This is a genomic window from Cryobacterium sp. M23 (assembly GCF_002929655.1).
Lineage (GTDB): Bacteria > Actinomycetota > Actinomycetes > Actinomycetales > Microbacteriaceae > Cryobacterium > Cryobacterium sandaracinum.
In genome coordinates this window covers 39838-62543 of record NZ_PJJV01000062.1, presented here as the reverse complement: position 1 = coordinate 62543, position 22706 = coordinate 39838, and the positions used below count along the sequence as shown (strand labels likewise).

The 22706-nt window shown below is 67.7% G+C and carries 22 protein-coding genes; 16 read left to right on the top strand and 6 right to left on the bottom strand.

Features of this window, described 5'->3' with window-relative positions; translation table 11 throughout:
• Nucleotides 1-125 precede the first annotated feature (125 nt).
• Nucleotides 126-2168 carry a transglycosylase domain-containing protein gene (locus tag CXY82_RS06105; protein ID WP_158252133.1) on the top strand — a complete coding sequence of 681 codons (2043 nt, stop codon included), beginning with the start codon at nucleotides 126-128 and terminating at the stop codon, nucleotides 2166-2168.
• A 201-nt stretch (nucleotides 2169-2369) separates the two neighbouring features.
• Here the strand turns inward: CXY82_RS06105 and CXY82_RS06095 are convergent, their stop codons facing one another.
• On the bottom strand, nucleotides 2370-3989 hold the full coding sequence (locus CXY82_RS06095) for a peptide chain release factor 3 (protein ID WP_104170126.1): 1620 nt from the start codon (nucleotides 3987-3989) through the stop codon (nucleotides 2370-2372).
• Nucleotides 3990-4260: 271 nt separating this feature from the next.
• On the opposite strand from CXY82_RS06095, the gene CXY82_RS06090 reads away from it, so the two are divergent.
• From CXY82_RS06090 to CXY82_RS06080, 3 genes are all read left to right on the top strand, one after another.
• Complete coding sequence (locus tag CXY82_RS06090) at nucleotides 4261-5328, top strand: aldo/keto reductase (RefSeq protein ID WP_104170134.1); 1068 nt, start codon at nucleotides 4261-4263, stop codon at nucleotides 5326-5328.
• A gap of 90 nt (nucleotides 5329-5418) precedes the next feature.
• The gene (locus CXY82_RS06085; RefSeq protein ID WP_104170125.1) at nucleotides 5419-6774 is read left to right on the top strand and encodes a pitrilysin family protein; all 1356 of its coding nucleotides are present in this window, start codon (nucleotides 5419-5421) and stop codon (nucleotides 6772-6774) included.
• Between the two features lie 158 nt (nucleotides 6775-6932).
• A complete protein-coding gene (locus CXY82_RS06080) occupies nucleotides 6933-7535 on the top strand; it encodes a histidine phosphatase family protein (protein ID WP_104170124.1) in 603 nt (200 codons plus the stop codon).
• Here CXY82_RS06080 and CXY82_RS06075 read toward each other — a convergent pair.
• On the bottom strand, nucleotides 7532-8098 hold the full coding sequence (locus tag CXY82_RS06075) for a GNAT family N-acetyltransferase (protein WP_104170123.1): 567 nt from the start codon (nucleotides 8096-8098) through the stop codon (nucleotides 7532-7534). The genes CXY82_RS06080 and CXY82_RS06075 overlap by 4 nt on opposite strands.
• Nucleotides 8099-8142: 44 nt before the next feature.
• Here CXY82_RS06075 and dapB point away from each other — a divergent pair, with 44 nt between their 5' ends.
• Together dapB and CXY82_RS06065 are read left to right on the top strand one after the other, a co-directional pair.
• Nucleotides 8143-8925 carry a 4-hydroxy-tetrahydrodipicolinate reductase gene (gene dapB / locus CXY82_RS06070; RefSeq protein WP_104170122.1) on the top strand — a complete coding sequence of 261 codons (783 nt, stop codon included), beginning with the start codon at nucleotides 8143-8145 and terminating at the stop codon, nucleotides 8923-8925.
• Complete coding sequence (locus CXY82_RS06065) at nucleotides 8922-9359, top strand: hypothetical protein (RefSeq protein WP_104170121.1); 438 nt, start codon at nucleotides 8922-8924, stop codon at nucleotides 9357-9359. Before dapB ends, CXY82_RS06065 begins: the two co-directional genes overlap by 4 nt.
• Nucleotides 9360-9621: 262 nt before the next feature.
• Here the strand turns inward: CXY82_RS06065 and CXY82_RS06060 are convergent, their stop codons facing one another.
• The 4 genes from CXY82_RS06060 to CXY82_RS06045 form a co-directional block, all read right to left on the bottom strand.
• Nucleotides 9622-10512, bottom strand: a complete 891-nt coding sequence (locus CXY82_RS06060) for a TIGR01777 family oxidoreductase (RefSeq protein WP_104170120.1) — start codon at nucleotides 10510-10512, stop codon at nucleotides 9622-9624.
• Nucleotides 10513-10528: 16 nt separating this feature from the next.
• Nucleotides 10529-10954, bottom strand: coding sequence for an OsmC family peroxiredoxin (locus CXY82_RS06055; protein WP_104170119.1), 426 nt, complete (start codon nucleotides 10952-10954; stop codon nucleotides 10529-10531).
• Nucleotides 10955-11052: 98 nt separating this feature from the next.
• Nucleotides 11053-11568, bottom strand: a complete 516-nt coding sequence (locus CXY82_RS06050; protein WP_104170118.1) for a DUF4395 domain-containing protein — start codon at nucleotides 11566-11568, stop codon at nucleotides 11053-11055.
• Nucleotides 11549-12022: a thioredoxin family protein gene (locus CXY82_RS06045; protein ID WP_104170117.1), complete on the bottom strand. Its 474-nt coding sequence runs from the start codon at nucleotides 12020-12022 to the stop codon at nucleotides 11549-11551. The genes CXY82_RS06050 and CXY82_RS06045 overlap by 20 nt, the downstream gene beginning before the upstream one ends.
• A gap of 78 nt (nucleotides 12023-12100) precedes the next feature.
• Between CXY82_RS06045 and thyX the strand changes: the two genes are divergently transcribed.
• From thyX to CXY82_RS05995, 10 genes are all read left to right on the top strand, one after another.
• Nucleotides 12101-12838 carry an FAD-dependent thymidylate synthase gene (gene thyX / locus CXY82_RS06040; RefSeq protein WP_104170116.1) on the top strand — a complete coding sequence of 246 codons (738 nt, stop codon included), beginning with the start codon at nucleotides 12101-12103 and terminating at the stop codon, nucleotides 12836-12838.
• A gap of 51 nt (nucleotides 12839-12889) precedes the next feature.
• Nucleotides 12890-13867 (top strand): 4-hydroxy-tetrahydrodipicolinate synthase, encoded by a 978-nt coding sequence (gene dapA / locus CXY82_RS06035; RefSeq protein ID WP_104101302.1) that lies wholly within the window; start codon nucleotides 12890-12892, stop codon nucleotides 13865-13867.
• A 28-nt stretch (nucleotides 13868-13895) separates the two neighbouring features.
• Complete coding sequence (locus CXY82_RS06030) at nucleotides 13896-15572, top strand: ribonuclease J (RefSeq protein ID WP_199180889.1); 1677 nt, start codon at nucleotides 13896-13898, stop codon at nucleotides 15570-15572.
• Between the two features lie 124 nt (nucleotides 15573-15696).
• Nucleotides 15697-18642, top strand: a complete 2946-nt coding sequence (locus CXY82_RS06025) for a DNA translocase FtsK (protein WP_104170114.1) — start codon at nucleotides 15697-15699, stop codon at nucleotides 18640-18642.
• Nucleotides 18643-18645: 3 nt separating this feature from the next.
• A complete protein-coding gene (gene pgsA / locus CXY82_RS06020) occupies nucleotides 18646-19245 on the top strand; it encodes a CDP-diacylglycerol--glycerol-3-phosphate 3-phosphatidyltransferase (protein WP_104170113.1) in 600 nt (199 codons plus the stop codon).
• Nucleotides 19238-19795, top strand: coding sequence for a CinA family protein (locus CXY82_RS06015; RefSeq protein WP_104170112.1), 558 nt, complete (start codon nucleotides 19238-19240; stop codon nucleotides 19793-19795). The genes pgsA and CXY82_RS06015 overlap by 8 nt, the downstream gene beginning before the upstream one ends.
• Nucleotides 19796-19984: 189 nt before the next feature.
• On the top strand, nucleotides 19985-20290 hold the full coding sequence (locus CXY82_RS06010) for a helix-turn-helix domain-containing protein (RefSeq protein ID WP_104170111.1): 306 nt from the start codon (nucleotides 19985-19987) through the stop codon (nucleotides 20288-20290).
• A gap of 9 nt (nucleotides 20291-20299) precedes the next feature.
• Nucleotides 20300-20521, top strand: a complete 222-nt coding sequence (locus CXY82_RS06005; RefSeq protein ID WP_104170110.1) for a DUF3046 domain-containing protein — start codon at nucleotides 20300-20302, stop codon at nucleotides 20519-20521.
• A 259-nt stretch (nucleotides 20522-20780) separates the two neighbouring features.
• The gene (recA, locus tag CXY82_RS06000; protein WP_104170109.1) at nucleotides 20781-21914 is read left to right on the top strand and encodes a recombinase RecA; all 1134 of its coding nucleotides are present in this window, start codon (nucleotides 20781-20783) and stop codon (nucleotides 21912-21914) included.
• 3 nt (nucleotides 21915-21917) lie between these two features.
• Nucleotides 21918-22685 (top strand): regulatory protein RecX, encoded by a 768-nt coding sequence (locus CXY82_RS05995; RefSeq protein WP_104170108.1) that lies wholly within the window; start codon nucleotides 21918-21920, stop codon nucleotides 22683-22685.
• Nucleotides 22686-22706 lie beyond the last annotated feature (21 nt).

Below are 22706 nucleotides of genomic sequence, written 5' to 3'. Positions count from 1 at the left end.
CGGGCCACCGGGCCGTTCGGCCCGGTGGCCCTCCCGCTTCCTTCGCAACCAGAAACGACTCGGCGCTCATGACCCCTGAATTGTCCGGTAGAAAAAACGCCCGTCGGTCCCGACGGCGTTCGCGTGTGCTGATCGCGCTCAGTGTCGTCGTGGCCCTGCTGGCGACGACGGCGATCGTGGTCGTGGTCAATCTGCCCGACGACCTGTCAATCGGCCGGTTGTCGCAGAAGAGCAACATCTACGCCACCGCGAGTGACGGTTCGCCCTATCTGCTCGCCTCCTTCTATGACCAGAACCGGGTCGAAGTGAGTTCGGATGCGATCAGCCAGTACGTGAAGGATGCGGCGACCTCCGGCGAGGACCCGGGATTCTACGAGCACGGCGGCGTGAACATCTGGGGCAGCCTCACCGGCGCCGTCACCACGCTGTTCACCGGCGACGTCCGCGGCGGATCCTCGATCACCCAGCAGTACGTGAAAAATGTGCTCGTGCAGCAGTGCGAGGCCCTTTCCGACGACGCCGAGCGCATGACCTGCTACGACGCGGCCACGGAGACCAGCCCGTGGCGCAAACTCAAGGAAATGAGCCTCGCCGTCGGTCTGGAGAAGAAGTCCTCCAAGGACGACATCCTGCGGCAGTACCTCAACATCACCGGCTTCGGTGGATCCGTCTACGGCATCGAGGCGGCCGCCAACTACTACTTCAACACGACCGCGGCCGCGCTGACGCTGCCGCAGGCCGCGAGCCTCGTCGCGATCGTGAACAACCCGGTCAAGTTCCAGCTCGACGAACCCGACAGCACGACCAACGGCGCCGCCAACGGGTACGCGGCCAACAAAGAACGCCGTGACTACATCCTCGACGAGATGCAGGAGAACGAGAAGATCAGCACGGCCGACCACGACGCCGCGATCAGCGCTCCGATCGAACCGATCATCACCGAACCGAGCACGGGGTGCCGCACCGCGGGCGGAAGCGCCTACTTCTGCGACCTGGTACTCCAGACCCTCCGGAACGATCCGGCCTTCGGGGCGGATGCCGATGCCCGCCTGGCCAACTTCCGGCTCGGCGGCTACAACGTGTACACGACCCTCGACCCCGACCTGCAGAGCGCGGCAGAGAGCACCATGGCCGAGAACGTGCCCAAGACCTTCGAGGACTGGGATGTCGGCGGCGTGATCACGAGCGTGGGCGTCGGTACAGGGCGGGTGCTGGCCATGACCCAGAACAAGGACTATAGCCAGGACCCGGCCGACACCGGAGCGAACTTCACCGGCATCAACTACAACACCGATCTCGACCAGGGCGGCTCCAACGGATTCCAGACCGGGTCGACCTACAAGGTTTTCACCCTCGCCGAATGGCTCACTCAGGGTAATTCGCTCGCCGACTCGGTCAGCGCCTGGGAACGCGACGAGTGGGGAACCTTCGAGGACAGTTGCAACGGTCCCCAGGACTACGGCGAGAGCTTCGCGCCCGGCAACGACTCCTCCTCGGATGACGATTCCTCCTATTCCGCCCTGGAATCGACCATCGACTCGATCAATACCGGCTTCATCGGAATGGCCAAGGAACTCGACCTCTGCGGCATCCGCAAGACGGCCGAAGCCTTCGGCGTGCACCGCGCCGATGGTGGCGCGCTGAAACAGGGCGCGTCCGCGGTGCTGGGCACCAACGAGATCGCGCCGCTGACGATGGCCGCCGCCTACGCGGGGATCGCCAACAATGGCGTCACCTGCACGCCGATCGTGATCGACCGGATCACCGGCCCCGACGGAGCCGAACTTCCCGCCCCGCAGTCGAATTGCACGCAGTCCGTCACCCCCGAGGTCGCCGCGGCCATGAGCTACGCGATGGAGCGAGTGATGACCAGAGGCTCGGGTAGCCCGTCGTACTACGACACCGACCCGCAGGTGCCGATGATCGGCAAGACCGGCACCACCGATGAGAACAGGGACACCTGGATGGCCGGTGCGAGCACGAAGGTCGCCACCATCGTGGGCGTCATGAACGTGTCCGGGGTCGGCGAAGACCAGCGGGAGACATATTTCGAGAGCGGGCAGGCGGCCACGGCCCGGCACCGGATGTGGCCCGAGATGATGGGCGTCGCCAACGAAAAGTACGGCGGAGACGAGTTCACGGAGCCGCCGCGCGACCTGACCCGCTGACCCCATGCCCGACGGCATCCGCCTGACCGCTGCCCTCGTGCTGGCCGCTGCCCTCGTGCTGGCCGCTGCCCTCGCGGCGTCAAACCAATTCGACGGAGATTCTGGCCTGAATCCGGTTTTCCGGCCGGTTTGGACCGGTTTTCGGCAGAATCTCCGTCGAATTCGTTCGGGCTGCTGGCCTGCGAATCAGGACCGACTCGCCTAGTACGCGGCGGGAACCTCGTTGCTGCCCGTGGCGAGGTCTTCCAGCATCAGCTCGGGGTGGTCGCGCACGGTGTTGCGCAGCCGCCACGGAGTGCTGAACAGGGCGAGCAGCGTGCCGTCGGAGCGCATCAGCACCTCGACCTGGCGGTCGTGGCCGAGGATCTCGGCGCTCGCGCGGTCGGTGCGCCGGGCCAGCTGGTAGGGCAGAGCCTCGGTGCGAATGGCGGCGCCGAAGTCGTGCGTCATCCGTTCCTCCACCACCTCGAACTGCATCGGCCCGACCGCGCCGAGCACCGGCGCCTGGTCGCCGCGCAGCTCCGACCGCAGTACCTGAATGACACCCTCGTGGTCAAGCTGGTCTATGCCGCGACGGAACTGCTTGTGCTTGCTGGAGTCCGCCGACCGCACCACCCGGAAGTGCTCGGGCGCGAACATCGGCAGCGGCGGGTATTCCACCGGTTCGATCTCGAAGATCGAGTCACCCACCCGCAGGGCGGAGGCATTGACCAGGCCGACGATGTCGCCGGGCCAGGCCTCGTCGGCCACCTCCCGCTCGCGCCCGAACAGGTGCTGCGCGTACTTGGTGGCGAACGGCCGCCCGCTGGCCGCGTGGGTCACGATCATCCCGCGCCGGAACTGACCCGAACAGACCCGCACGAACGCGACGTGGTCGCGGTGCGAGGCGTTCATACCGGACTGCACCTTGAACACGAAACCGGAGAAGGCGCTGTCCACGGGGCGGTGGCCACCGGATGCGTCCTCCCGGGCTTCCGCGGCCGGCGCGAAGTCCACGAGGGTGTCTAGAATGTGCTGCACGCCGAAGTTGAGCACGGCCGCGGCGAACAGCACCGGGGTGGTCTCGTTCGCGAGGAAGCGGGCCTCATCGTGGTCCTGGCTCTCCTCGGCGAGCAGCTCGGACTCCTCGGTGGCGGTGACCCAGGCTGCGCCCTCCTCGGCGGCCGCCACGGCCACACTCAAGCGCTCGGGTTCGGCGGCTTTCGTTCCGCCGGCGGTGCGGTGAAAGCGGATGAATTCGTGCGAGGACCGGTCGATCACGCCGCGGAAGTCACCGGCGATCCCGACGGGCCAGGTCAGGGGAGTGGGCAGGAGTCCCGTGCGCTCCCGGATCTCGTCCATCAAGTCCAGCGCCTCGGCACCGGGACGGTCCCACTTGTTGATGACCGTGATCACCGGTAGGCCGCGCTGCTTGCACACCTCGAAGAGCTTCATGGTCTGCACCTCGAGACCCTTGCTGGCGTCGACGAGCATGACTGCGGCGTCGACGGCGGAGAGCACGCGGAAGGTGTCCTCGGAGAAGTCGGCGTGCCCGGGGGTGTCCACCAGATTGATCACGGCGTCGCGGTACTCGAACTGGATCGCCGCGCTGGTCACGGAGATGCCGCGGGCCTGCTCCATCGCCATCCAGTCGGAGACGGTGCCGCGCCGGCCGGCCTTGCCGTGCGTGGCGCCGGCCGTGGTGATGGCCCGCGCGTGCAGCAGCAGGGCCTCGGTGAGCGTCGACTTCCCCGCGTCGGGGTGCGAAATCACGGCGAACGTGCGTCGCCTGCGCGCTTCTTTCAGTACCTCGGGCGTGGACACGCCGGCGAGCTGCGTCATGGATCCTTCTTTCGCGGATGATTCGGGCAGGCGGGGGGCGTTGCCTGGGCGGCCGCTACTCAGGAATCGGTTCCCCAATTCTAACTTCACACTCTGGGAACTGGTTCTCCGCTTCCGGCGGCGGGGTTCAGGCCCGATGCGCGCACGGTTTGGTAACGGTCCAGGCGTGTCCTGTGCAACGTTCGGCCCCGGGGATAACCTCGGCTCAACCGAAGGGAGACAACGGATGCCGCGTCCGAGCATGCATGGTTCCCGCCGTACGACCACCAGCATGCCCGCTCATCCGACCGGACAGGGCCCGGCTCCGATCTCGACGTCCATCCCGACCGCCCCGCAGGCGGTTTTTCCGCCCCCGCCCCCGCTCGCGATCCCGGATCTGTACGTCCCGCAGGCCGCCCCCGCGACCGGGGCGTCCCCCCTGGCGCTCCGCCGCACGATTGCCGACACCGACCTCACCGTGCACCCGCTGGCACTCGGCACGAGCGTGTTCGGGTGGACGGCAGACGGCGCCACGAGCCACCGCATCCTCGACCGCCACCGCGACCTGGCCGGCAACTTCCTCGACACGGCCGACAGCTACACCTCCGGCCGCAGCGAGGTGATCATCGGGTCCTGGCTGCGCTCGCGCCGAACGCGCGACAGCACCGTCATCGCCACCAAGATCGGCAAGAACCTCGACAACCCCGGGCTCTCCTCCCGCAGCATCATCGGCGCCGTGCACGCCTCCCTCGACCGGCTGGGGACGGATTACATCGACCTGCTGCACTTCCACTTCGACGACCCGACCGTGCCGCTGGAAGAGAGCCTCGGCGCCGTCGATGTGCTCATGCGCCGCGGCCAGGTGCGCTACCTCGCCGCCTCCAACTTCTCCGCCGAACGCCTGATGGAGGCCCGGGTGCTCGCGGCGAACGGCCTGCCCCGCTTCGTTGCCCTGCAAACGCAGTACAGCCTCCTGCACCGCACCGCATTCGAATCCTCCCTCGCCCTCGTCACCCGCGCCCAGGGAATGGCGGTGCTCCCCTATTTCGCGCTCGCCCACGGATTTCTGGCCGGCCGGTACCGGTCGAAGGCCGATCTGGAGAAGACCACTCGCAGCTCCCGCGGCGCCCAATACCGCAACCGCAGCGGATTCCGCGTGCTCGCGGTGCTGGACCGCATCGCCGAGGAGCACGAGGCGCCGCCGGCGGCGATCGCGATCGCGTGGCTGCTCGCACGGGGGCCGGTCGTGGCGCCGGTGGCCAGTGCCAGCCAGCCCGAACAGGTCGACGCCCTCGTGACGGCGGCCGACATCCGTCTGACCCGCAGCGACATGGTGGACCTCGACCGGATCTCGGCCTGACGCACCGGTGCCGGCCGAACACCGGTGCCGGCCGAATACCGGTGCCGGCACCCGGGCCGCGCCGGCGCCGTGACATAAGGTGGACTAGTCATGAACGGTGCCGTCGAATTCTCTCTGGATCTGCCCGAACTCTCGTTCCGCGCGGCAGGTGATTCCCTGGTGCGCCGCAGCGTGCTGCCGAGCGGTGTGCGCATCGTGTCGGAACACGTTCCCGGCAGCCGCAGCCTGACCATCGGCTACTGGGTCGCGGTCGGCTCCCGCGACGAGGAGCCCGGCCACTTCGGGTCCACCCACTTTCTGGAACACCTTCTGTTCAAGGGCACCGCCAAGCGCACCGCCCTCGACATCGCGATCGCCTTCGACTCGGTCGGCGGTGAGCACAACGCGATGACGGCCAAGGAATACACCTGCTACTACGCCAAGGTGCAAGACCGAGACCTGCCGATGGCGGTCGAGGTGCTCACCGACATGCTCACGTCGTCGCTGCTCGACCCGGTTGAGTTCGAGAACGAGCGGGGCGTCATCCTCGAAGAGCTGGCCATGGCCGACGACGACCCGGCCGACGTCGCCAATGAGCGCTTCTTCGAGGCGGTCATGGGAGATCACGCGCTCGGGCGCCCGATCGGCGGCAGTCCCGACACGATCCGTGCGGCCACCCATGCCGCCGTTCTAGAGCACTACCGGGCGAACTACCGCCCACAAGACTTGGTCGTCACCGTGGCCGGCGCGGTCGACCACGACGTGCTGGTCGCAGCAGTCACCCGGTCCCTCGCCCTCGCCGGCTGGGACCTCAGTGTTTTCGCGCCCCCGGTCGGCCGCCGGTCCGGTGCCCCCGCCGCCCTCAGCCAGGGTGATCCGGTCACCATCGTGCGCCGCCCGCTCGAACAGGCGAACATCCTGATGGGCTTCCCCGGCCTCCTGGCCACCGACGAGCGGCGCGTGACCATGAGCGTGCTCACCTCGATCTTCGGCGGGGGCATGTCCTCGCGCCTGTTCCAGGAGATCCGCGAGAAGCGCGGTCTGGCCTACTCGGTCTACTCCTTCGCGCCCGGCTACTCGGATGCGGGACTGTTCGGCATGTACGCGGGCTGCACCCCGGCGAAGTCCGGCCAGGTGGCCGAGCTGATGCTGGGCGAGCTGCACCGACTCGCCGACAACGGCGTCACGGCCGACGAGATGAAGCGGGCCGCGGGTCAGTTGTCCGGCGCATCCGCTCTCGCCCTTGAAGACTCCGATACCCGGATGTCCCGGTTGGGCCGCGCCGAGATCACCCTCGGCGAGTTCATCGACCTCGACGAGGCCCTCCGCCGGCTCGCGCGCGTCACGGCCGACGACGTTCAGAACCTCGCCGCCGAACTGGCCGCCGGCTCGCTCTCCATCTCCGCGGTCGGCGCGCTCGACGACGACGTCTTCGCCGCGATCCTGCCGACCTTCGTGCCCTCCTGAGCAGAACTGTCGAGCCCAGAAACTCGGTGCCCAGAAACTCGGAGCCCAAAAACTCAGTGCCCAGATACTCAGTGCCCAGATACTGAATGCCCAAAACCACCGAGACCCAAAGCCGGGGCCACACGCTGATGTGCGGCTCCTGACTGAGAGAGATCCCCTTGCACCATTACATTTACCTCGTTCGTCACGGTGAACAGCAGGATGCCGAGCACGGCATGCCCGACGGGCCTCTGTCCGCGCGCGGCACCCGGCAGTCTCAGCTGATCGCCGAGCGTCTCGGCGGCGTGCCGTTCACGGACGCCTGGCACTCCCCGCTGCAGCGCGCCGCCGACACGGCGAAAATCATCGCGCAGCGACTGCCGGCCCTGACCTCGGTGCCCAGCCCGCTGCTCTTCGACTGCATCCCCTCCGGCAGGGCGCCGGAGACGCCGTCGGCCTATGCGCCGTTCTTCGGTGGGGTCACTGAGGCCGACATCGAGGCCGGCAGCGCGCAGATGGGCGACGCAGTGGCCGAGTTCCTCCAGCCGCGCCGCGGCGAACGCCACGACCTGCTGATCACCCACAACTTCGTCATCGCCTGGTTCGTGCGGGAGGTACTGGGCGCCCCGGACTGGCGGTGGATCAGCATCAACCAGGCGAACTGCGGCCTCACCGTGCTGCACCAAAAACCGGGCCGCCCCTGGACGCTGCTGACCCACAACGACACCGGGCACCTCCCCGTGGAGCTGCGCACCGGTCTGCCGGACCCGCTCCTGTTCTAAATGGATAGGCGGGTTCCGGGCGGCCGGCTCTCGGCTGGCCCGGCTTCGTCCGTTTTCCGGGTGAGGCTCTTGCGATACCAGGTCGTGGCATTCGGGTTGTCGTTATACGGCGCGCAGGACTCGTAGCCCGACCGCGCGTAGAGCGCTCCGGCCGCGGTCAGGCTCGCGTTGGTGTCGAGCACGACGTCGTCGGCGCCGAACTCCCGAGCGCGTCGTTCGAGCTCGGTCAGCAGCGACTGCCCCCAGCCGCGCCCGCGCACCTGCGACTGCAGCCAGAGATGCTTGATCTCGAACCGCACATTTCCGGCCGGGGAATCCTCGAGACGACGGATGCCGCCACACCCCACAAACGCACGTTCGGCCGGTCCCATTTCCTCGCTGACCAACAGGAACACCCCGGACGGCGGCAGGAACTGGATCGGATCGGGGAACGTGGTGCGGTACCGGCCCTGCGCGGCCGGGAAGCCCGACTCCCGATCGCTGAAGTACTGGGTGAGCAGCACGATGGAGCCGGCATCCGTCACCGACACAGCGGTGAAGGCAAGGGCGGGAGAGTCAGGCATGGCCCAAGGCTAACTCGATGCCCCGCGATTGATAGATTGGACCCATGAAAACACGGGTGGCCATCGTCGGCGTATCGGGAACGATGGGCCGCTTGGTCTCGGGTCTCGTCGAGCAGTCCGAGGAGTACGATCTCGTCGCCGGCCTGAACTCGAAGAGCGACCTGTCCGAGATGATCGGCGCGGAGATCGTGATCGACCTGACCCTGCCCGGGGTCAGTCAAAGCGTGGTCGACTTCGCGGTGGACCACGGCCTGCGCGTGCTCGTGGGCACCTCCGGCTGGTCGCAGTACCGCATCGACGCCCTCTCCGCCCGCCTCGCCGGGCAGAATGAGATCGGCGTCGTCATCATCCCCAACTTCTCGATGGCGTCGGTCATCGCGACCGGCCTGTCGGTGCTCGTCGCCCGCTTCTTCGACTCGATCGAGATCGTCGAGGCCCACCGGGCCGGCAAGGTGGACTCTCCGTCGGGCACGGCCGTGCGCACCGCCGAACTGATCGGGCGGGCCAGGGCCGAAATCGGGCCGGTGTCGGCGCCGCACACCGACCAGCGCGCCCGTGGCCAGCAGGTGTCGAGCATCCCCGTGCACAGCCTGCGCCTCGACGGCATGCTCGCCCGCCAGGACGTGTTCTTCGGCGGTGCGGGGGAGACCCTCACGATCAGCCACAACACTCTGTCGGCCGCATCCTACGAACGTGGCATCCTGCTGGCCCTGGCGGCCACCCGCACGGCCGTCGGCGTCACCGTCGGGCTCGACCAGATCATCGATCTCGGACTGGGTGCGCCGACGACGGCCACAACTGCCCACCCGGGTGAGGCCGCCGTATGAAGGGCCGGCTTGCCGCCGGCCTGATGGCCCTGCTGCTGGTCTTCTACCTGGTCCTCGTCGGCTGGCGAGCGGTGTTGTTCCTGCAGAGCGGCGAAATCATCGGCATCGTGATCGGGGTGGCGCTTCTCGTGCTCCCGTTGGTCGGAGTCTGGGCGCTGGTCGCCGAACTCCGGTTCGGGCGCAACTCCGAGCGGCTTGTGCGCCGGCTGGAGGCCGAGGGCGGGCTCCCCGTCGAAGAACTGCCGATCCGGCCGAGCGGACGCCCCATGCGGGACGAGGCCGACGCCGAATTCCCGATCTTCCGGGCGGCCGTCGATGCCGCCCCCGACGACTGGCGCGCCTGGTTCAGGCTTGGCCTGGCCTACAACTCCTCGGGGGACCGCCGTCGCGCCCGCGGCGCCATCCGTACCGCGATCGCCCTCGAGCGCGCCTAGCCTCCACCGGTGCGTGAGCCCGCCGAAATGCGGTGACCCGGCCCTCGAACCAGCTCACCGGCATCCATCACCGCGCGCTAAATGTGGAGTTTTTCGCGACACGCCGCCGAAGCAACCGAAAAATGCGGCGTGTCCCGATTTTCTCCGAGTTTACGTCGCGACGGATGCCTTCGGCCCGCTGCGACCGCGCCCGAATCCCCGACCGCGCCCGAACCCCGGGCGGGGTGGTGCCTCGGCCGTCCAAGGCCGCGAACCGTCAGAACTACGGGCGGCTGAGCATCCAGGCCACGGCCTCGGCCGCGGTTTTGTGGGTGAAGACGAAACCGTCTTTGTGCAGCCTCTCCGGCACGATCTGCTGGTCGGCGAGCAGCAGTGCGCGAGCGGCATCCTGCAGTGCGAGCGTCAGCACGAATTCCGGCACCGGCACCAGGAACGGGCGGTGCAGCCCGGCTGAGACGGCCCGGATGACGTCGTTCGCGGTGGCCGGTTTCGGGCCGACCAGGTTGACCGGACCCGACAGCGTCGAGGTGAGCAGGTGCACGACGGCCGCGGCCTCGTCGTGCAGGCTGATCCACGGCCAGTGCTGGGTGCCGCGGCCGAGCGGGCCGCCCAGGCCAAGCTTGACGATCGGCAGAAGCGGCTTCAGGGCGCCGCCGCGGGCGATGACCAGCCCGGTGCGGAGGGTGACGACACGGGTCGACTCCGGCGCACGTGCGGCCTCGGCCTCCCAGTCTCTGGTGACCTTCGCCAGAAAATCGTTGCCGGCCGGGGAGTTCTCGGTGAGCACCTCGCTCGGACGGTCGCCGTAGATGCCCACGGCCGACGCATTGAGCAGCACGGCTGGCGGTGTCGCCTGCCGGCCCATGGCATCCGTCAGCGTGCGTGTGGCCTGCACCCTCGAGTCACGGATCTCCCGGCGATAGGCCTTCGTCCACGGCAGACGGGCGATGGATGCCCCCGACAGGTTGATCACGGCGTCGACGCCGTCGAGGACGCCCTTGTCCATGCTCAGCGCGGCCGGGTCCCAGCGGAATTCGTCGGCCCCGCGCGGATCGCGGCGCACCAAGCGGGCCACGGTGTGGCCGGCCGCGCGCAACTGTGCGCTCAGCTCGGTGCCGATCAGTCCAGACGCGCCGGAGACGAGAACTCGCATTGTGTGCGGGCCGCGCCTACGCCAGCTCGGCTTCGATGGTGATCGGGATGCCCGCGAGCGCCTTCGAAATCGGGCAGTTGGCCTTGGCGTCCTCGGCGTAGACCGCGAACTCCTCTTCGGTCAGGCCGGGGATCTTGGCGCTGACCAGGAGGTGGCTGCCCACCACGCCGACGCCGGCTTCGAAGGTCACGGCCGCGGTGGTCTGGATGCTGTCGGGAGTGTGTCCGCCGGCGCTGAGGCCGTTGGCCAGGGCCATCGAGAAGCAGGCCGCGTGGGCGGCTCCGAGGAGCTCTTCCGGGTTGGTGGTGTTCGGGGTGCCGACGGACCGGGCCTGCCAGGTGACCGGGAACTCGGCAGTCTTGGAGGAGTCGAGGGTGACGATACCGCTGCCGGACTTCAGATCGCCGGTCCAGACAGTTGTTGCTTCGCTGGTGAGTGCCATGGTGTTGCCTCCTGAGGTGAAGCTTCAGCCTAACTGTCGCCTCGGCTCACATGGGGTTCACTCTCAGCCAATGATCAGGGATGGAGCCGCGGCGGCCGTCAGCTCCCGGCCACCGGCGTCGGCCCGCGTCCGAGGATGCCGGCACGCATCAGGAGCAGGTACAGCTGACAGCCGAGGCAGTAATCGAACACGGCGTTCAGGAACGCCGCGACGAACGCGACGGCGGCAGCGACGCCCACAGCGGGCGTCAGCCCGGCCAGACCGAGCACCACGCCGGTCACGGTGACCAGCAGCCCTACCCCCTGCGCAAACGTCGGCGGGGCCGCTTTCTCCAGTGCGGTGGGCGGGCCGAGCCGCGGCCGCATGACGGTCTTGAACAGCACGCCGTAAGGGTGCCGCCCGGCGCCGGCGAACGCACCCCAGGCAAAGAGGGCCGCGAGGATCGTGAGGAGGACGAAGGCGGCGACGGATGCCCCGGTCAGCGACAGGAACACCACCACCAGGAGCAGAACGGCCGTGATCGCGGCGCCGAAGCGTGGTCCGCGCGGGTCGAGGTCCGGGCGGGCCCGGCGCGCGGAGGGCTGCGGCCGGGGCTCAGCGGGCGAACTGGGCATGGCTGCTCCCGGTGAGGTCGTCGAGTTGCCGGAGGACGCCGGCCCGGTTCGGAACGCCGCCGATCCGGGCGCGCACCTGACCGGTTCCGTCGAGGATGAGTGTGGTCGGGGTCTGCAGGATCCCGAACCGGTTCGCGAGGTCGCGGCGGTGGGTCAGGTCGACGTCCAGGTGCGCGACGCCGGGACGGGACCGGGCCAGGCCGGCGAGAAGCACCTGGGTGCCGGGGCAGCGGGCGCAGTGACTGGTGGAGAACTGCACGAGCGTGGCGTTCGCGCCGAACGGAACCCGGCTGCTGACATCCGCCGGCGTGAGCGCGTCCGGCACACCGAGCGCCTCCGGAGCCGCCGGGGTGACCACGATGGGGCGCCCCTGGCGGGACCGCCAGAAGAGGCCCAGCACGGTGGTGCCCGAGACGAGAACCAGCACGAGAATCAGGGCGGAGATCGGACTCATGCTGTGACGTTACAAGGATCTCGGGCCGGGCGGGTCCGTGTGACGACAGGTTACGCGTGCAGCAGGTATCGTTTAGCCGTGTCTGAAATTGAGTTCCGCTCCGATGTAACCGTCGAACTGGTGCGCGCAAGCGCCCACGACTCCGATGTGCTGTTCGCCGCACGGGTGTCGACTCAGGGGGAGCAGACCCTGACCAAGGCCCTGCTCGAGGAATCGGACGGCGACGCCGCGAGCACGGGTGACGCCGGGCTGATCAACTACCTCATGCGCGACCGCCACGGCTCGCCGTTCGAGCACAACTCGATGACCTTTTACGTGCAGGCGCCGATCTTCGTATTCCGCGAGTTCATGCGGCACCGCATCGCCTCCTATAACGAGGAATCGGGCCGCTACCGCGAGCTGAACCCGGTCTTCTACGTTCCGGCCCCGACCCGCAACCTCGTGCAGGTCGGCAAGCCCGGCGCCTACGACTTCCTGCCCGGCACGGCCGAGCAGGCCGCGCTGGTCGACCAGCTGACCCGCGAGGCCTCCGCGCACGCCTACGCGTCGTATCAACGGATGCTCGAAGCCGGCGTGGCCCGCGAGGTTGCCCGCATCGTGTTGCCGCTCAACATCTTCTCCTCGATGTACGTGACCATGAACGCCCGGTCGCTGATGAACTTTCTCAGTCTGCGTACCAAGCGCGAGGGAACCCACTTCCCGTCGTTCCCGCAGCGCGAGATCGAGATGTGCGCCGAGAAGATGGAAGACCAGTTCGCGACCTTGATGCCCCTCACCTACGCCGCCTTCAACAAGAACGGTCGCGTCGCCCCGTAACGTGACGCCGCGGCGGTGCGCGGCCGCACACTGACCGGTAGCCTGTCCCTCGTGTCTATGTCTCAGAATCCCTTCGGCCAGGTCCTCGTTGCCCTGGTGACTCCCTTCACCGCCGACGGCGAAGTCGACTGGGCGGGCGTTGCCCAGCACATCGACGACGTCATCAACGCCGGAGCGGACGGCATCGTCGTCACCGGCACCACCGGTGAGACGTCTACCCTCACCGACGCGGAGAAAATCCGCCTGGTCGAGGTCGGCAAGGATATCTCGGGCGGACGCGCGAAGATCATCACCGGCGGCGGGTCCAACGAGACCGCCCATGCCATGCAGCTTGCCAAGCAGAGCGAGAAGGCGGGCGCCGACGGCAACATGATCGTCACCCCGTACTACAACAAGCCCACCCAGGCCGGCGTGCTCACCCACTTCCGCATGATCGCGGATGCCACGGATCTGCCCGTGATCCTCTACGACATCCCCGGACGCACCGGTATCCCGATCGAATACAAGACGATCCTGCGGGCCGCGAAGCACCCGAACATCCTCGCCGTCAAAGACGCCAAGGGTGACCTGGCCCAGGTCAGCCGCGTGCTCAACCAGACCGACCTGATGTACTTCTCCGGCGACGACCCCAACGTTCTGCCGCACCTCTCGATCGGGGCGACCGGCCTGATCGGGGTCACGGCGAACATCGCCGCCACCCCGTATCGCCAGATGGTCGACGCCGTGAATGCGGGCGACCTGAAGGCGGCCACCGCCGCGCATCAGCAGCTCGAACCGCTGGTGCGGGCCTGCATGACGCACGTTCCGGGTACGGTCGCGGTCAAGTACATCCTGCACGGCCTCGGTCGAATCAACAGCCCGCGCGTGCGCCTGCCCCTCGTCGGCCCGGAGGAGTGGGAAGCCGCCCAGATCGAAGACGAAATAGACCTGGTCAAGAACATCCCCGGGGTCAACTTTTCCAACTTCCGCCCGGACCGCAATGCCGCGGCCGGCGGCGCCCTGCCGAAGGTCGCCGGAACGACACGCTAACCGCTCCACCGAACCCCGAGGAGGGCCTGTGCCCATCGATGTGTACGACCCGGCCCCGCTCACGGCGGGAACCCTCCGCATCACGCCGATCGGTGGCCTCGGCGAAATCGGCCGCAACATGACCACGTTCGAGATCGACGGCAAGCTGCTGATCGTCGACTGCGGGGTGCTGTTTCCCGAGGAGCACCAGCCGGGCGTGGACCTGATCCTCCCCGACTTCAGCCCCATCCGGAACCGCCTCGACGACATCCTCGCGGTCGTGCTCACGCACGGCCACGAGGACCACATCGGCGCCGTCCCCTACCTTCTGAAGCTGCGTGCGGACATCCCGCTGATCGGTTCGGGCCTGACCCTCGCCTTTATCGAGGCAAAGCTCAAGGAACACAAGATCACGCCGTACACGCTGCAGGTCAAAGAGGGCCAGACGGAACGGCTCGGCCCGTTCAACCTCGAGTTCGTCGCCGTCAACCACTCCATCCCCGACGCCCTGGCTGTGGCCATCAAGACCGCCGGCGGCACCGTGCTGCACACCGGCGACTTCAAGATGGACCAGCTGCCGCTCGACAACCGCCTCACCGACCTGCGCGAATTCGCGCGCCTCGGCACCGAGGGCGTCGACCTGTTCCTGGTCGATTCCACCAACGCGGATGTCCCGGGCTTCACACCCACGGAACGCTCCATCGGCCCCGTCCTCGACGACGTCATCGCCCGGGCTCCCCGACGGGTGATCGTGGCCAGCTTCTCCAGCCACGTGCACCGGGTGCAGCAGGTGCTCGACGCCGCCCACGCGAACGGTCGCCGCGTCGCGCTCCTGGGCCGCTCGATGGTGCGCAACATGACCATCGCCGCCGACCTCGGCCACCTGCGGGTGCCGGAGGGTGTGCTGGTGGACTTCAAGAAGGCCGGCAACATCCAGGGCGACAAGATCGTCTACATGTCCACGGGCTCGCAGGGGGAGCCGATGGCCGTGCTCAGCCGGATGGTCAACCAGGACCACCAGATCGAAGTCGGCCACGGCGACACCGTCATCCTGGCGTCCAGCCTGATTCCCGGCAACGAGAACGCGGTCTACCGGATCATCGACGGCCTGACCAAGCTGGGCGCCACAGTGGTGCACAAAGGTAATGCGAAGGTGCACGTCTCCGGGCACGCCGCCGCCGGGGAACTGACCTACTGTTACAACATCCTGAAGCCGAAGAATGTGCTGCCCGTGCACGGCGAATACCGGCACCTGGTCGCCAATGCCAAGCTCGCGGTGCAGACCGGCGTGCCGGAGGCGAACGTGCTCCTTGCCGAGGACGGCACGGTCATCGACCTGCGGGACGGTGTGGCCACCAAGGTCGGCCAGCTGGACCTCGGCTACGTCTACGTCGACGGCTCCACCGTCGGCGAGATCACCGAGGCCGACCTCAAGGACCGCCGAACCCTCGCCGAGGAGGGATTCATCTCGATTATCATCGTGGTCGACGCCGCCACCGGCAAGGTGATCGTCGGGCCCGAGATCCACGCGAAGGGCTTCGCCGAAGACGCCTCGGTGTTCGACGCCGTGCGCCCGAAAATCGAGGCGGCCCTGGCGGAAGCCGCCGAGCACGGGGTGCGCGACCCGTTCGCGCTGCAGCAGATCGTGCGCCGCACGGTCGGCCGCTGGGTGAATACCGCCTTCCGTCGCCGCCCGATGATCGTCCCTCTGGTGATCGAGGCCTGATCCCGCCGAGGGCGACGGATGCCGCGCGTCCGCCCAGCCCTGATGTCGCGGTCGCTGATCGCCGCCCGCAGGCGTTTTGGCGTGCCTAAGCCCCAATGTCGGGGGATCGAAGTACCGTGGTTGCATGGCTACGAGCACTAAGTCGAACGGTCGCGCCCGCAGCACGCCTGCGCGCGGCACCCCGGCGCGCAAGCCCGCAGCCCGCACCGCCGCTCAGAAGACGGTCAAGTTCACCGCGGTCGAGGTCAAGCCGAGCCTGTTCGTGCGGTCGTGGATGGCCCTGGCCCACGTGACCGGCGGGGCTGCCCGCGCGCTCGGCCCGGAGAAGCTCTCCAAAGAAGAGCGCCGCGACGGCCTGCCCTTCTTCCTCGTGCTGCTGTCGGTCGCCGGAGCCGTGATCGAGTGGTTCCTGATCAACAACGCGGTCGCCCAGACCCTCGACGCCTGGACCTTCGGCGGACTGTTCGGCCGCGTCGCGTTCGCCCTGCCCGTGATCATGCTGCTCTTCTCCGTCTGGCTGTTCCGCAAACCCAGTTCGGTGCACGACAACGGCCGCATCGGCATCGGACTATCCGTGCTACTCGTTTCGGTGTCGGGTCTCTGCCACATCTTCGGTGGCCAGCCTGCCCCCAGCGACGGCATGGAGACCCTCGCACTGGCCGGCGGCGTCATCGGCTGGATGATCGCTGCCCCCCTGATCTACCTGACCACGGCGATCGGCGCCACCATCGTCGTCATCCTGCTTCTCGCCCTGAGCCTCTTCATCATCACCAAGACCCCGCCCAACCGCATTGGTGAACGCAGCCGGGAGCTCTATGCCTGGCTGTTCGGGGCCCAGCTCCCCGATCCCGAGGAGCGCGCCGCCGCCCGGGAAGCGAAGCATGAGAAGGCCGTTCAGGTCGAACTGGACGGGGTCGACGATGACGACGGAGATGCCGGAGCGCTGCCCTGGTGGCGGCGCAACACGAGCAAGCGCGAGGAGGACCCTGACTTTGGCGGGCCGCTCGGCCCGAACGGCGCCGGTACCCCCGCCGACGATCCGAACGCCGCAGGCCCGCACGGCGCCGACCCGCTGCGCACCCTGCTCGGCGGCGACAAACGAGGCAGCTTCGACACCGCGCTGGAGACGACGCCGACGACCCCTGGTCCCAACCAGGACCATTACGGCACCGAGGTGCTCGAAGACCTGCTCCGAGCCGAAGACGCCCTCAAACGTTTCACGGGCGCGATCGACCTGCCGCAGGGCTCGTCGACCGGGCTCCAGGCCGACGACCAGACGGGCCTGACCGAGGTTCTTCCCGGTTTGACCGGAACAGGATTCGACGCGCTCGACCCGGCCGCGGCCGGTGGGGCCGCCGGTTCCGCCGACACGCCCCTGTCCCTGGTGCCGGGCCCGGTTCCGCCGGCATCAGACCAGCCCGCCGCGCCCTACCTGCTGCCCTCGGACACGACCCTCACCAAGGGCCCGCCGGCCAAGGCCCGCTCGGCGGCCAACGACGAGATCGTCAAGTCCATCACCGAGGTGCTCCGCCAGTTCCAGGTCGACGCGAAGGTGACCGGGTTCTCCCGCGGCCCCACCGTCACCCAGTACGAGATCCAGCTCGGCCCCGGAGTCAAGGTGGAGCGCGTCACCGCGCTGAGCAAAAACCTCTCCTACGCCGTCGCCTCAAACGAGGTGCGCATCCTGTCGCCGATCCCGGGCAAGAGCGCGATCGGCATCGAGATCCCCAACACCGACCGCGAAATCGTCACCCTCGGTGACGTGCTCCGCTCCCCGGCGGCCTCGAACAGCACCCACCCGATGACCATCGGCGTCGGGAAAGACGTCGGCGGCGGCTTCGTGCTCGCCAACCTCGCCAAGATGCCTCACCTCCTGGTCGCCGGTTCCACCGGTTCCGGCAAGTCCAGCTTCGTCAACTCCATGATCACGAGCCTGCTCATGCGGGCCAAGCCGAGCGACGTGCGCATGGTGCTGATCGACCCGAAGCGGGTCGAGCTGGCTGCCTACGCGGGGGTTCCACACCTGATCACGCCCATCATCACCAGTCCGAAAAAGGCCGCCGAGGCGCTGCAGTGGGTGGTGAAGGAGATGGACATGCGTTACGACGACCTGGCCAGCTTCGGATTCCGCCACATCGACGACTTCAACAAGGCCGTCGTCAACGACGAGATCGTGCTGCCCGCCGGCAGCCTGCGCAGCCTCAAGCCGTACCCCTACCTCCTGGTCGTCGTCGACGAGCTCGCCGACCTGATGATGGTCGCACCGCGCGACGTCGAAGACTCGATCGTGCGCATCACCCAGCTGGCCCGCGCGTCGGGCATCCATCTCGTGCTCGCCACCCAGCGCCCCAGCGTCGACGTCGTCACGGGCCTGATCAAAGCCAACGTGCCCTCCCGCCTCGCCTTCGCCGTGACCAGCGTCACCGATTCCCGGGTCATCCTCGACCAGCCGGGCGCCGACAAGCTGATCGGGCAGGGCGACGCCCTGTTCCTGCCGATGGGAGCCTCCAAGGCCATCCGCGTTCAGGGGGCCTGGGTGAACGAGGCCGAGATCGAACGCGTCGTCAAGCACGTCACTCTGCAGGCCCGCCCCGACTACCGGCCGGATGTCTCCATGGTCGCCCCCCGCAAAGAAATCGACTCCGACATCGGAGACGACCTCGAGGTGCTCCTCGCAGCGGCGGAACTGGTCGTGTCGACCCAGTTCGGGTCCACGTCGATGCTGCAGCGCAAGCTCCGGGTCGGCTTCGCCAAGGCGGGCCGCCTGATGGACCTGCTCGAGTCCCGCGAAATCGTCGGTCCCTCCGAGGGATCGAAAGCGCGCGACGTGCTCGTCTCCGTGGAGCAGCTGCCCGGCGTGCTGGCCCTGCTGCGCGGCTCCGACGCCGAACACCACGCCGCCACGGCCACCGCTCAGGCCGCCGCAGCTCACCAGTCCGCGGCCCAGCACACGCCCGGCCCGCCCGATCCGCGCTACGCCGACGACCCGGTCGCCAAAATGTCGGAGGGGTACCGTGAAGAAGACGCATCTCCCGATGAAGACGCCTGGCAACTGACCGACAGGGACTGACCCATGGCCACACCATCCACGCCGGTCGTCCGGCCCAGCAACTGGAATCTCCCGAATCTGATCACGATCGTGCGCATCCTGCTCGCGCCTGTGTTCATCTATATGCTCCTCGCCGACGCCGGCCAGGACGGCGCGCTGCGCTGGTGGGCGGCCGCCCTATTCATCGTGGCCATCGCCACCGACGGGATCGACGGGGCCATCGCCCGTCGGCACAACCTGGTCACCGACCTCGGCAAGATCCTCGATCCGATCGCCGACAAGGTGCTCACCGGCGGAGCCCTGGTCTGCCTCTCCATCCTCGGCGAACTGTGGTGGTGGGTGACCATCGTCATCCTCGTGCGCGAAGTCGGCATCACGGTGTTCCGGTTCGTCATGCTGAAGGACCGGGTCATCCCGGCGTCACGGGGTGGCAAGCTCAAGACCGTGTTGCAGTCCGTGGCGATCTCCCTCGCCCTCGTGCCCCTCTGGCTGCTGCTGGGCGACTGGATTTACTGGGTCAACTGGACGGCCATGGCCCTCGCCCTCATCGTTACCGTCGTCACCGGCTTCGACTACCTCGTGGCCGCGCGGCGCGAGAACCGGCTCCAGCACGACCATGGCTGATCCGATTCCCCCGGCATTCGACGCGGCCCTGTCACCTGCTGACATACCCGGAGCGACGGATGCCACCGCGCGCCTCGTCGCCGAGCTCACCCGCCGCGGCCTCACTATCGCCGTGGCCGAGTCCCTTACCGGCGGGGCGCTGACAGCCGAACTCATCCGCATCCCCGGCGCATCCGTCGTCGTCAACGGGGGAGTGGTGGCGTACCAGAGTGCGCTCAAGCACACCCTCCTCGGCGTCGACGCGGCTCTGCTCGAGGAGCACGGCCCGGTGCACCCGCAGGTTGCCCTGCAGATGGCAGAGGGCGTGCGTACGCGCCTCGCCGTCGACGGCCGGCCCGCCGACATCGGCATCGCCACGACGGGTGTGGCAGGGCCCGACGGCCAGGGTGGCCACGAGCCGGGAACGGTGTTCCTCGGGCTGGCTCGTGGAGGAGAAATATCGGTCATCCCGCTCCGGCTGCACGGAGACCGTGCCCTCATTCGAGCGGCCTCCGTGGCCGCGGCCGTCGAAGCTGTGTGGCAGCTGTTAGCCCGTGACGCGGTGGAATAGTTCCCCGAATTCCGTGGTTACAACGAGCGTATTCACAAGAAAAGCCCAGTCGATATCGGTAGTGTCAGGGTGTTCAAGGTTGTAGTACTCTTGCGATCCAACACACGCAACCACCCGGCTGAGTGGGCGCCAGAAGTATTAAACGGTACTCGATAAGCAACACATAATCAGTACGAGAAGGAGGTTCCGATGATTCTTGTTCGACAGGAAATCGGCGATGTGCTCAGGGACTTCCGCCTGCAGAAAGGGCGCACACTCCGTCAGGTAGCCAGTAAGGCCAGCGTGGCCCTCGGGTATCTGAGCGAGGTGGAGCGTGGCCAGAAAGAAGCGTCTTCCGAGATTCTGGCTTCCGTTGCAGAAGCGTTGGAGACCCCGATCTCGGTCATCATGCGGGAAGTCGGCGACCGACTGGCCATCATCGAGGGAACCGACAGGTTCCCCGACACTGTGCCCGACGAGCTCGTGGCCAACTACGACGACATGATGGTGCGCTAGTTCCATCCCATGCGACTCAGTGAGTTCCGTCAGGCTCTGAGCAACGAGTTCGGCGAAGGCTACGGCCGCGTCCTCACTCGCGATCTCATCCTGACCCCGTTTGGATGCACCGCCGACCAGGCCCTGGCCGGCGGTGCTTCGGCGCGCGACGTCTGGCTTGCCCTCTGCGCCGAGACGGATGTCCCGAAGGCCCGTTGGTACGGTGCGGGACTGCCCGCCGCCCGCAGCTAGGTTTCGCTCGACACGCCCCGGATTCCGTGGAATTCTCGAATGCGTGTTCGCATTTTGATATGCTCCTCCACAGCAGGAGTCGAAGACGGCTTATCCACTGCCGCTCCCCGTTCCCGGCTCTGTCGGACGTGCCGCGTACAGTCGGTTTGTGTCAGCGACAGAGAGCACATGCCTTGTTGAGAGCGGGTGTCGGGGTCTTCCCGGTGGCCAAACGCGACAGCCTATAGGCGCCGGAATGCACGACCGAAGGAGATCACTCATGGCATCATCAGCAGATCGCGAAAAAGCGCTCGACACCGCTCTTGCAGCAATCGACCGCCAGTTCGGCAAGGGTTCGATCATGCGTTTGGGCAGCGACGAGCGCGCCCCCGTCGAGACGATCTCCACGGGGTCGATCGCGCTAGACGTGGCCCTCGGCATAGGTGGCCTGCCCCGAGGTCGCATCGTGGAGATCTACGGTCCGGAATCGTCGGGAAAGACCACGCTCACCCTGCACGCCATCGCGAACGCGCAGAAGAACGGCGGCATCGCCGCCTTCATCGACGCCGAGCACGCTCTGGACCCTGAGTATGCCCGCAAGCTCGGAGTCGACATCGACGCGCTCCTCGTCTCCCAGCCCGATACGGGTGAGCAGGCGCTGGAAATCGCCGACATGCTCGTGCGAAGCGGGTCCATCGACCTGATCGTGATTGACTCCGTCGCCGCGCTGGTTCCCCGCGCCGAGATCGAGGGCGAGATGGGTGACTCGCACGTGGGCCTGCAGGCCCGTCTGATGTCCCAGGCCCTGCGCAAGCTCACCGGTGGCCTCAGTCAGACCAACACCACCATGATCTTCATCAACCAGTTGCGCGAGAAGATCGGGGTCTTCTTCGGCAGCCCCGAGACCACCGCCGGTGGCAAGGCGCTCAAGTTCTACGCGTCGGTGCGTCTCGACATCCGCCGTATCGAGACCCTGAAAGACGGCACCGAGGCCGTCGGTAACCGCACGCGGGTCAAGGTCGTCAAGAACAAGATGGCACCGCCCTTCAAGCAGGCGGAATTCGACATCATCTACGGCATCGGCATCTCCCGGGAAGGCAGCCTGATCGACTTCGGTGTCGAGCACGGCATCGTCAAGAAGTCCGGCGCCTGGTACACCTACGACGGCGACCAGCTGGGCCAGGGCAAGGAGAACTCGCGCAACTTCCTGCTGCGTGAAGCGGAGATGGCCAACGAGATCGAGAACAAGATCCTCTTCAAGCTCGGGATCAGCCCCGAGGGTGCGGCCGCCAAGAAGGCTCAGGCCGCAATCGACGCCGCGGCCGCCCTGGTCGCCGCAGCCGCAGCCAAGGAGGCCGCAGCCGCCAAGGCGGAGTCCCTCCAGGCCAAGCTCGCCGCCCGCAAGGGGGCGTAGCGCATGGTCCACTTCGAGCCGGCCGACGAGGTCGCGTCGCTGAGTGCGGCACGTCGCAAGAGCGCGGCCCGCGGCACCGCCGCGACCCGGCCGGTCGAGCTCGAGACGGCGCCGATCGCCGACGAACAACTGGCGCCGGTCACGTATCTCGGAGACGGTGGTCCGGCGGCGTCGAGCGGCCCCGCAGTCGACAGCGGTGCCGGTGCCGGTGCCGGTGCCGACGCTGGTGTCGGTGCCGACGACGGGGACGACACCCCCGAGGGCGTGGCGTCCCGGGCCGCCGCCGATCGCGAGCACGCCGAGGGGGTGCTGCGCCAGCGGCTGCGCGGCCGGTCCCTGTCGGCGGCCGAGGCCCGCACAGTTCTTGGCGGTACGGAGGTCGCTGAGCACGAGATCGAAGAGATCATCGAGCGCTTCATCGAGTTGTCCTACATCGACGAGGGCCGCCTCGCCGATCAGATCGTGCACAGCCACCACGAGCGCAAAGGCCTGGGGCGCTCCGGTGTGCAGGCGGAGATGCGCCGCCGCGGGCTCGATCAGGACCTCATCCTGGAAAAGCTCGACGAAATGCCCGACGACGAGACGGAACGGGCCATCGAAATAGCCGTCAAGCGGGTGGGGCAGCTCGGGCGGCTCGACGACCAGACCATCGACCGTCGACTCAACGCGTTCCTGATGCGCAAGGGCTATTCCTCGTCCATCGTGCGCGTGGCGGTGAAGGCCGCCCTTGCCTCCCGCGGTGGTTCGCCATCGCGGGTGCGGTTCCAGTAGGGAGCGGGTCGGGGCAACCCG

Bases quoted from the DNA above. Each gene is read 5' to 3' on its own strand.
- CXY82_RS06065 (WP_104170121.1), top strand. From the start codon at position 8,922: ATGAAGGGCCGGCTTGCCGCCGGCCTGATGGCCCTGCTGCTGGTCTTC.
- CXY82_RS06025 (WP_104170114.1), top strand. From the start codon at position 15,697: ATGGCTACGAGCACTAAGTCGAACGGTCGCGCCCGCAGCACGCCTGCG.
- CXY82_RS06010 (WP_104170111.1), top strand. From the start codon at position 19,985: ATGATTCTTGTTCGACAGGAAATCGGCGATGTGCTCAGGGACTTCCGC.
- pgsA (WP_104170113.1), top strand. From the start codon at position 18,646: ATGGCCACACCATCCACGCCGGTCGTCCGGCCCAGCAACTGGAATCTC.
- CXY82_RS06055 (WP_104170119.1), bottom strand. From the start codon at position 10,954: ATGGCACTCACCAGCGAAGCAACAACTGTCTGGACCGGCGATCTGAAG.
- CXY82_RS06090 (WP_104170134.1), top strand. From the start codon at position 4,261: ATGCCCGCTCATCCGACCGGACAGGGCCCGGCTCCGATCTCGACGTCC.
- CXY82_RS06085 (WP_104170125.1), top strand. From the start codon at position 5,419: ATGAACGGTGCCGTCGAATTCTCTCTGGATCTGCCCGAACTCTCGTTC.
- recA (WP_104170109.1), top strand. From the start codon at position 20,781: ATGGCATCATCAGCAGATCGCGAAAAAGCGCTCGACACCGCTCTTGCA.
- CXY82_RS06075 (WP_104170123.1), bottom strand. From the start codon at position 8,098: ATGCCTGACTCTCCCGCCCTTGCCTTCACCGCTGTGTCGGTGACGGAT.
- CXY82_RS05995 (WP_104170108.1), top strand. From the start codon at position 21,918: ATGGTCCACTTCGAGCCGGCCGACGAGGTCGCGTCGCTGAGTGCGGCA.
- dapB (WP_104170122.1), top strand. From the start codon at position 8,143: ATGAAAACACGGGTGGCCATCGTCGGCGTATCGGGAACGATGGGCCGC.
- CXY82_RS06050 (WP_104170118.1), bottom strand. From the start codon at position 11,568: ATGCCCAGTTCGCCCGCTGAGCCCCGGCCGCAGCCCTCCGCGCGCCGG.
- CXY82_RS06005 (WP_104170110.1), top strand. From the start codon at position 20,300: ATGCGACTCAGTGAGTTCCGTCAGGCTCTGAGCAACGAGTTCGGCGAA.
- CXY82_RS06015 (WP_104170112.1), top strand. From the start codon at position 19,238: ATGGCTGATCCGATTCCCCCGGCATTCGACGCGGCCCTGTCACCTGCT.
- CXY82_RS06045 (WP_104170117.1), bottom strand. From the start codon at position 12,022: ATGAGTCCGATCTCCGCCCTGATTCTCGTGCTGGTTCTCGTCTCGGGC.
- CXY82_RS06095 (WP_104170126.1), bottom strand. From the start codon at position 3,989: ATGACGCAGCTCGCCGGCGTGTCCACGCCCGAGGTACTGAAAGAAGCG.
- CXY82_RS06060 (WP_104170120.1), bottom strand. From the start codon at position 10,512: ATGCGAGTTCTCGTCTCCGGCGCGTCTGGACTGATCGGCACCGAGCTG.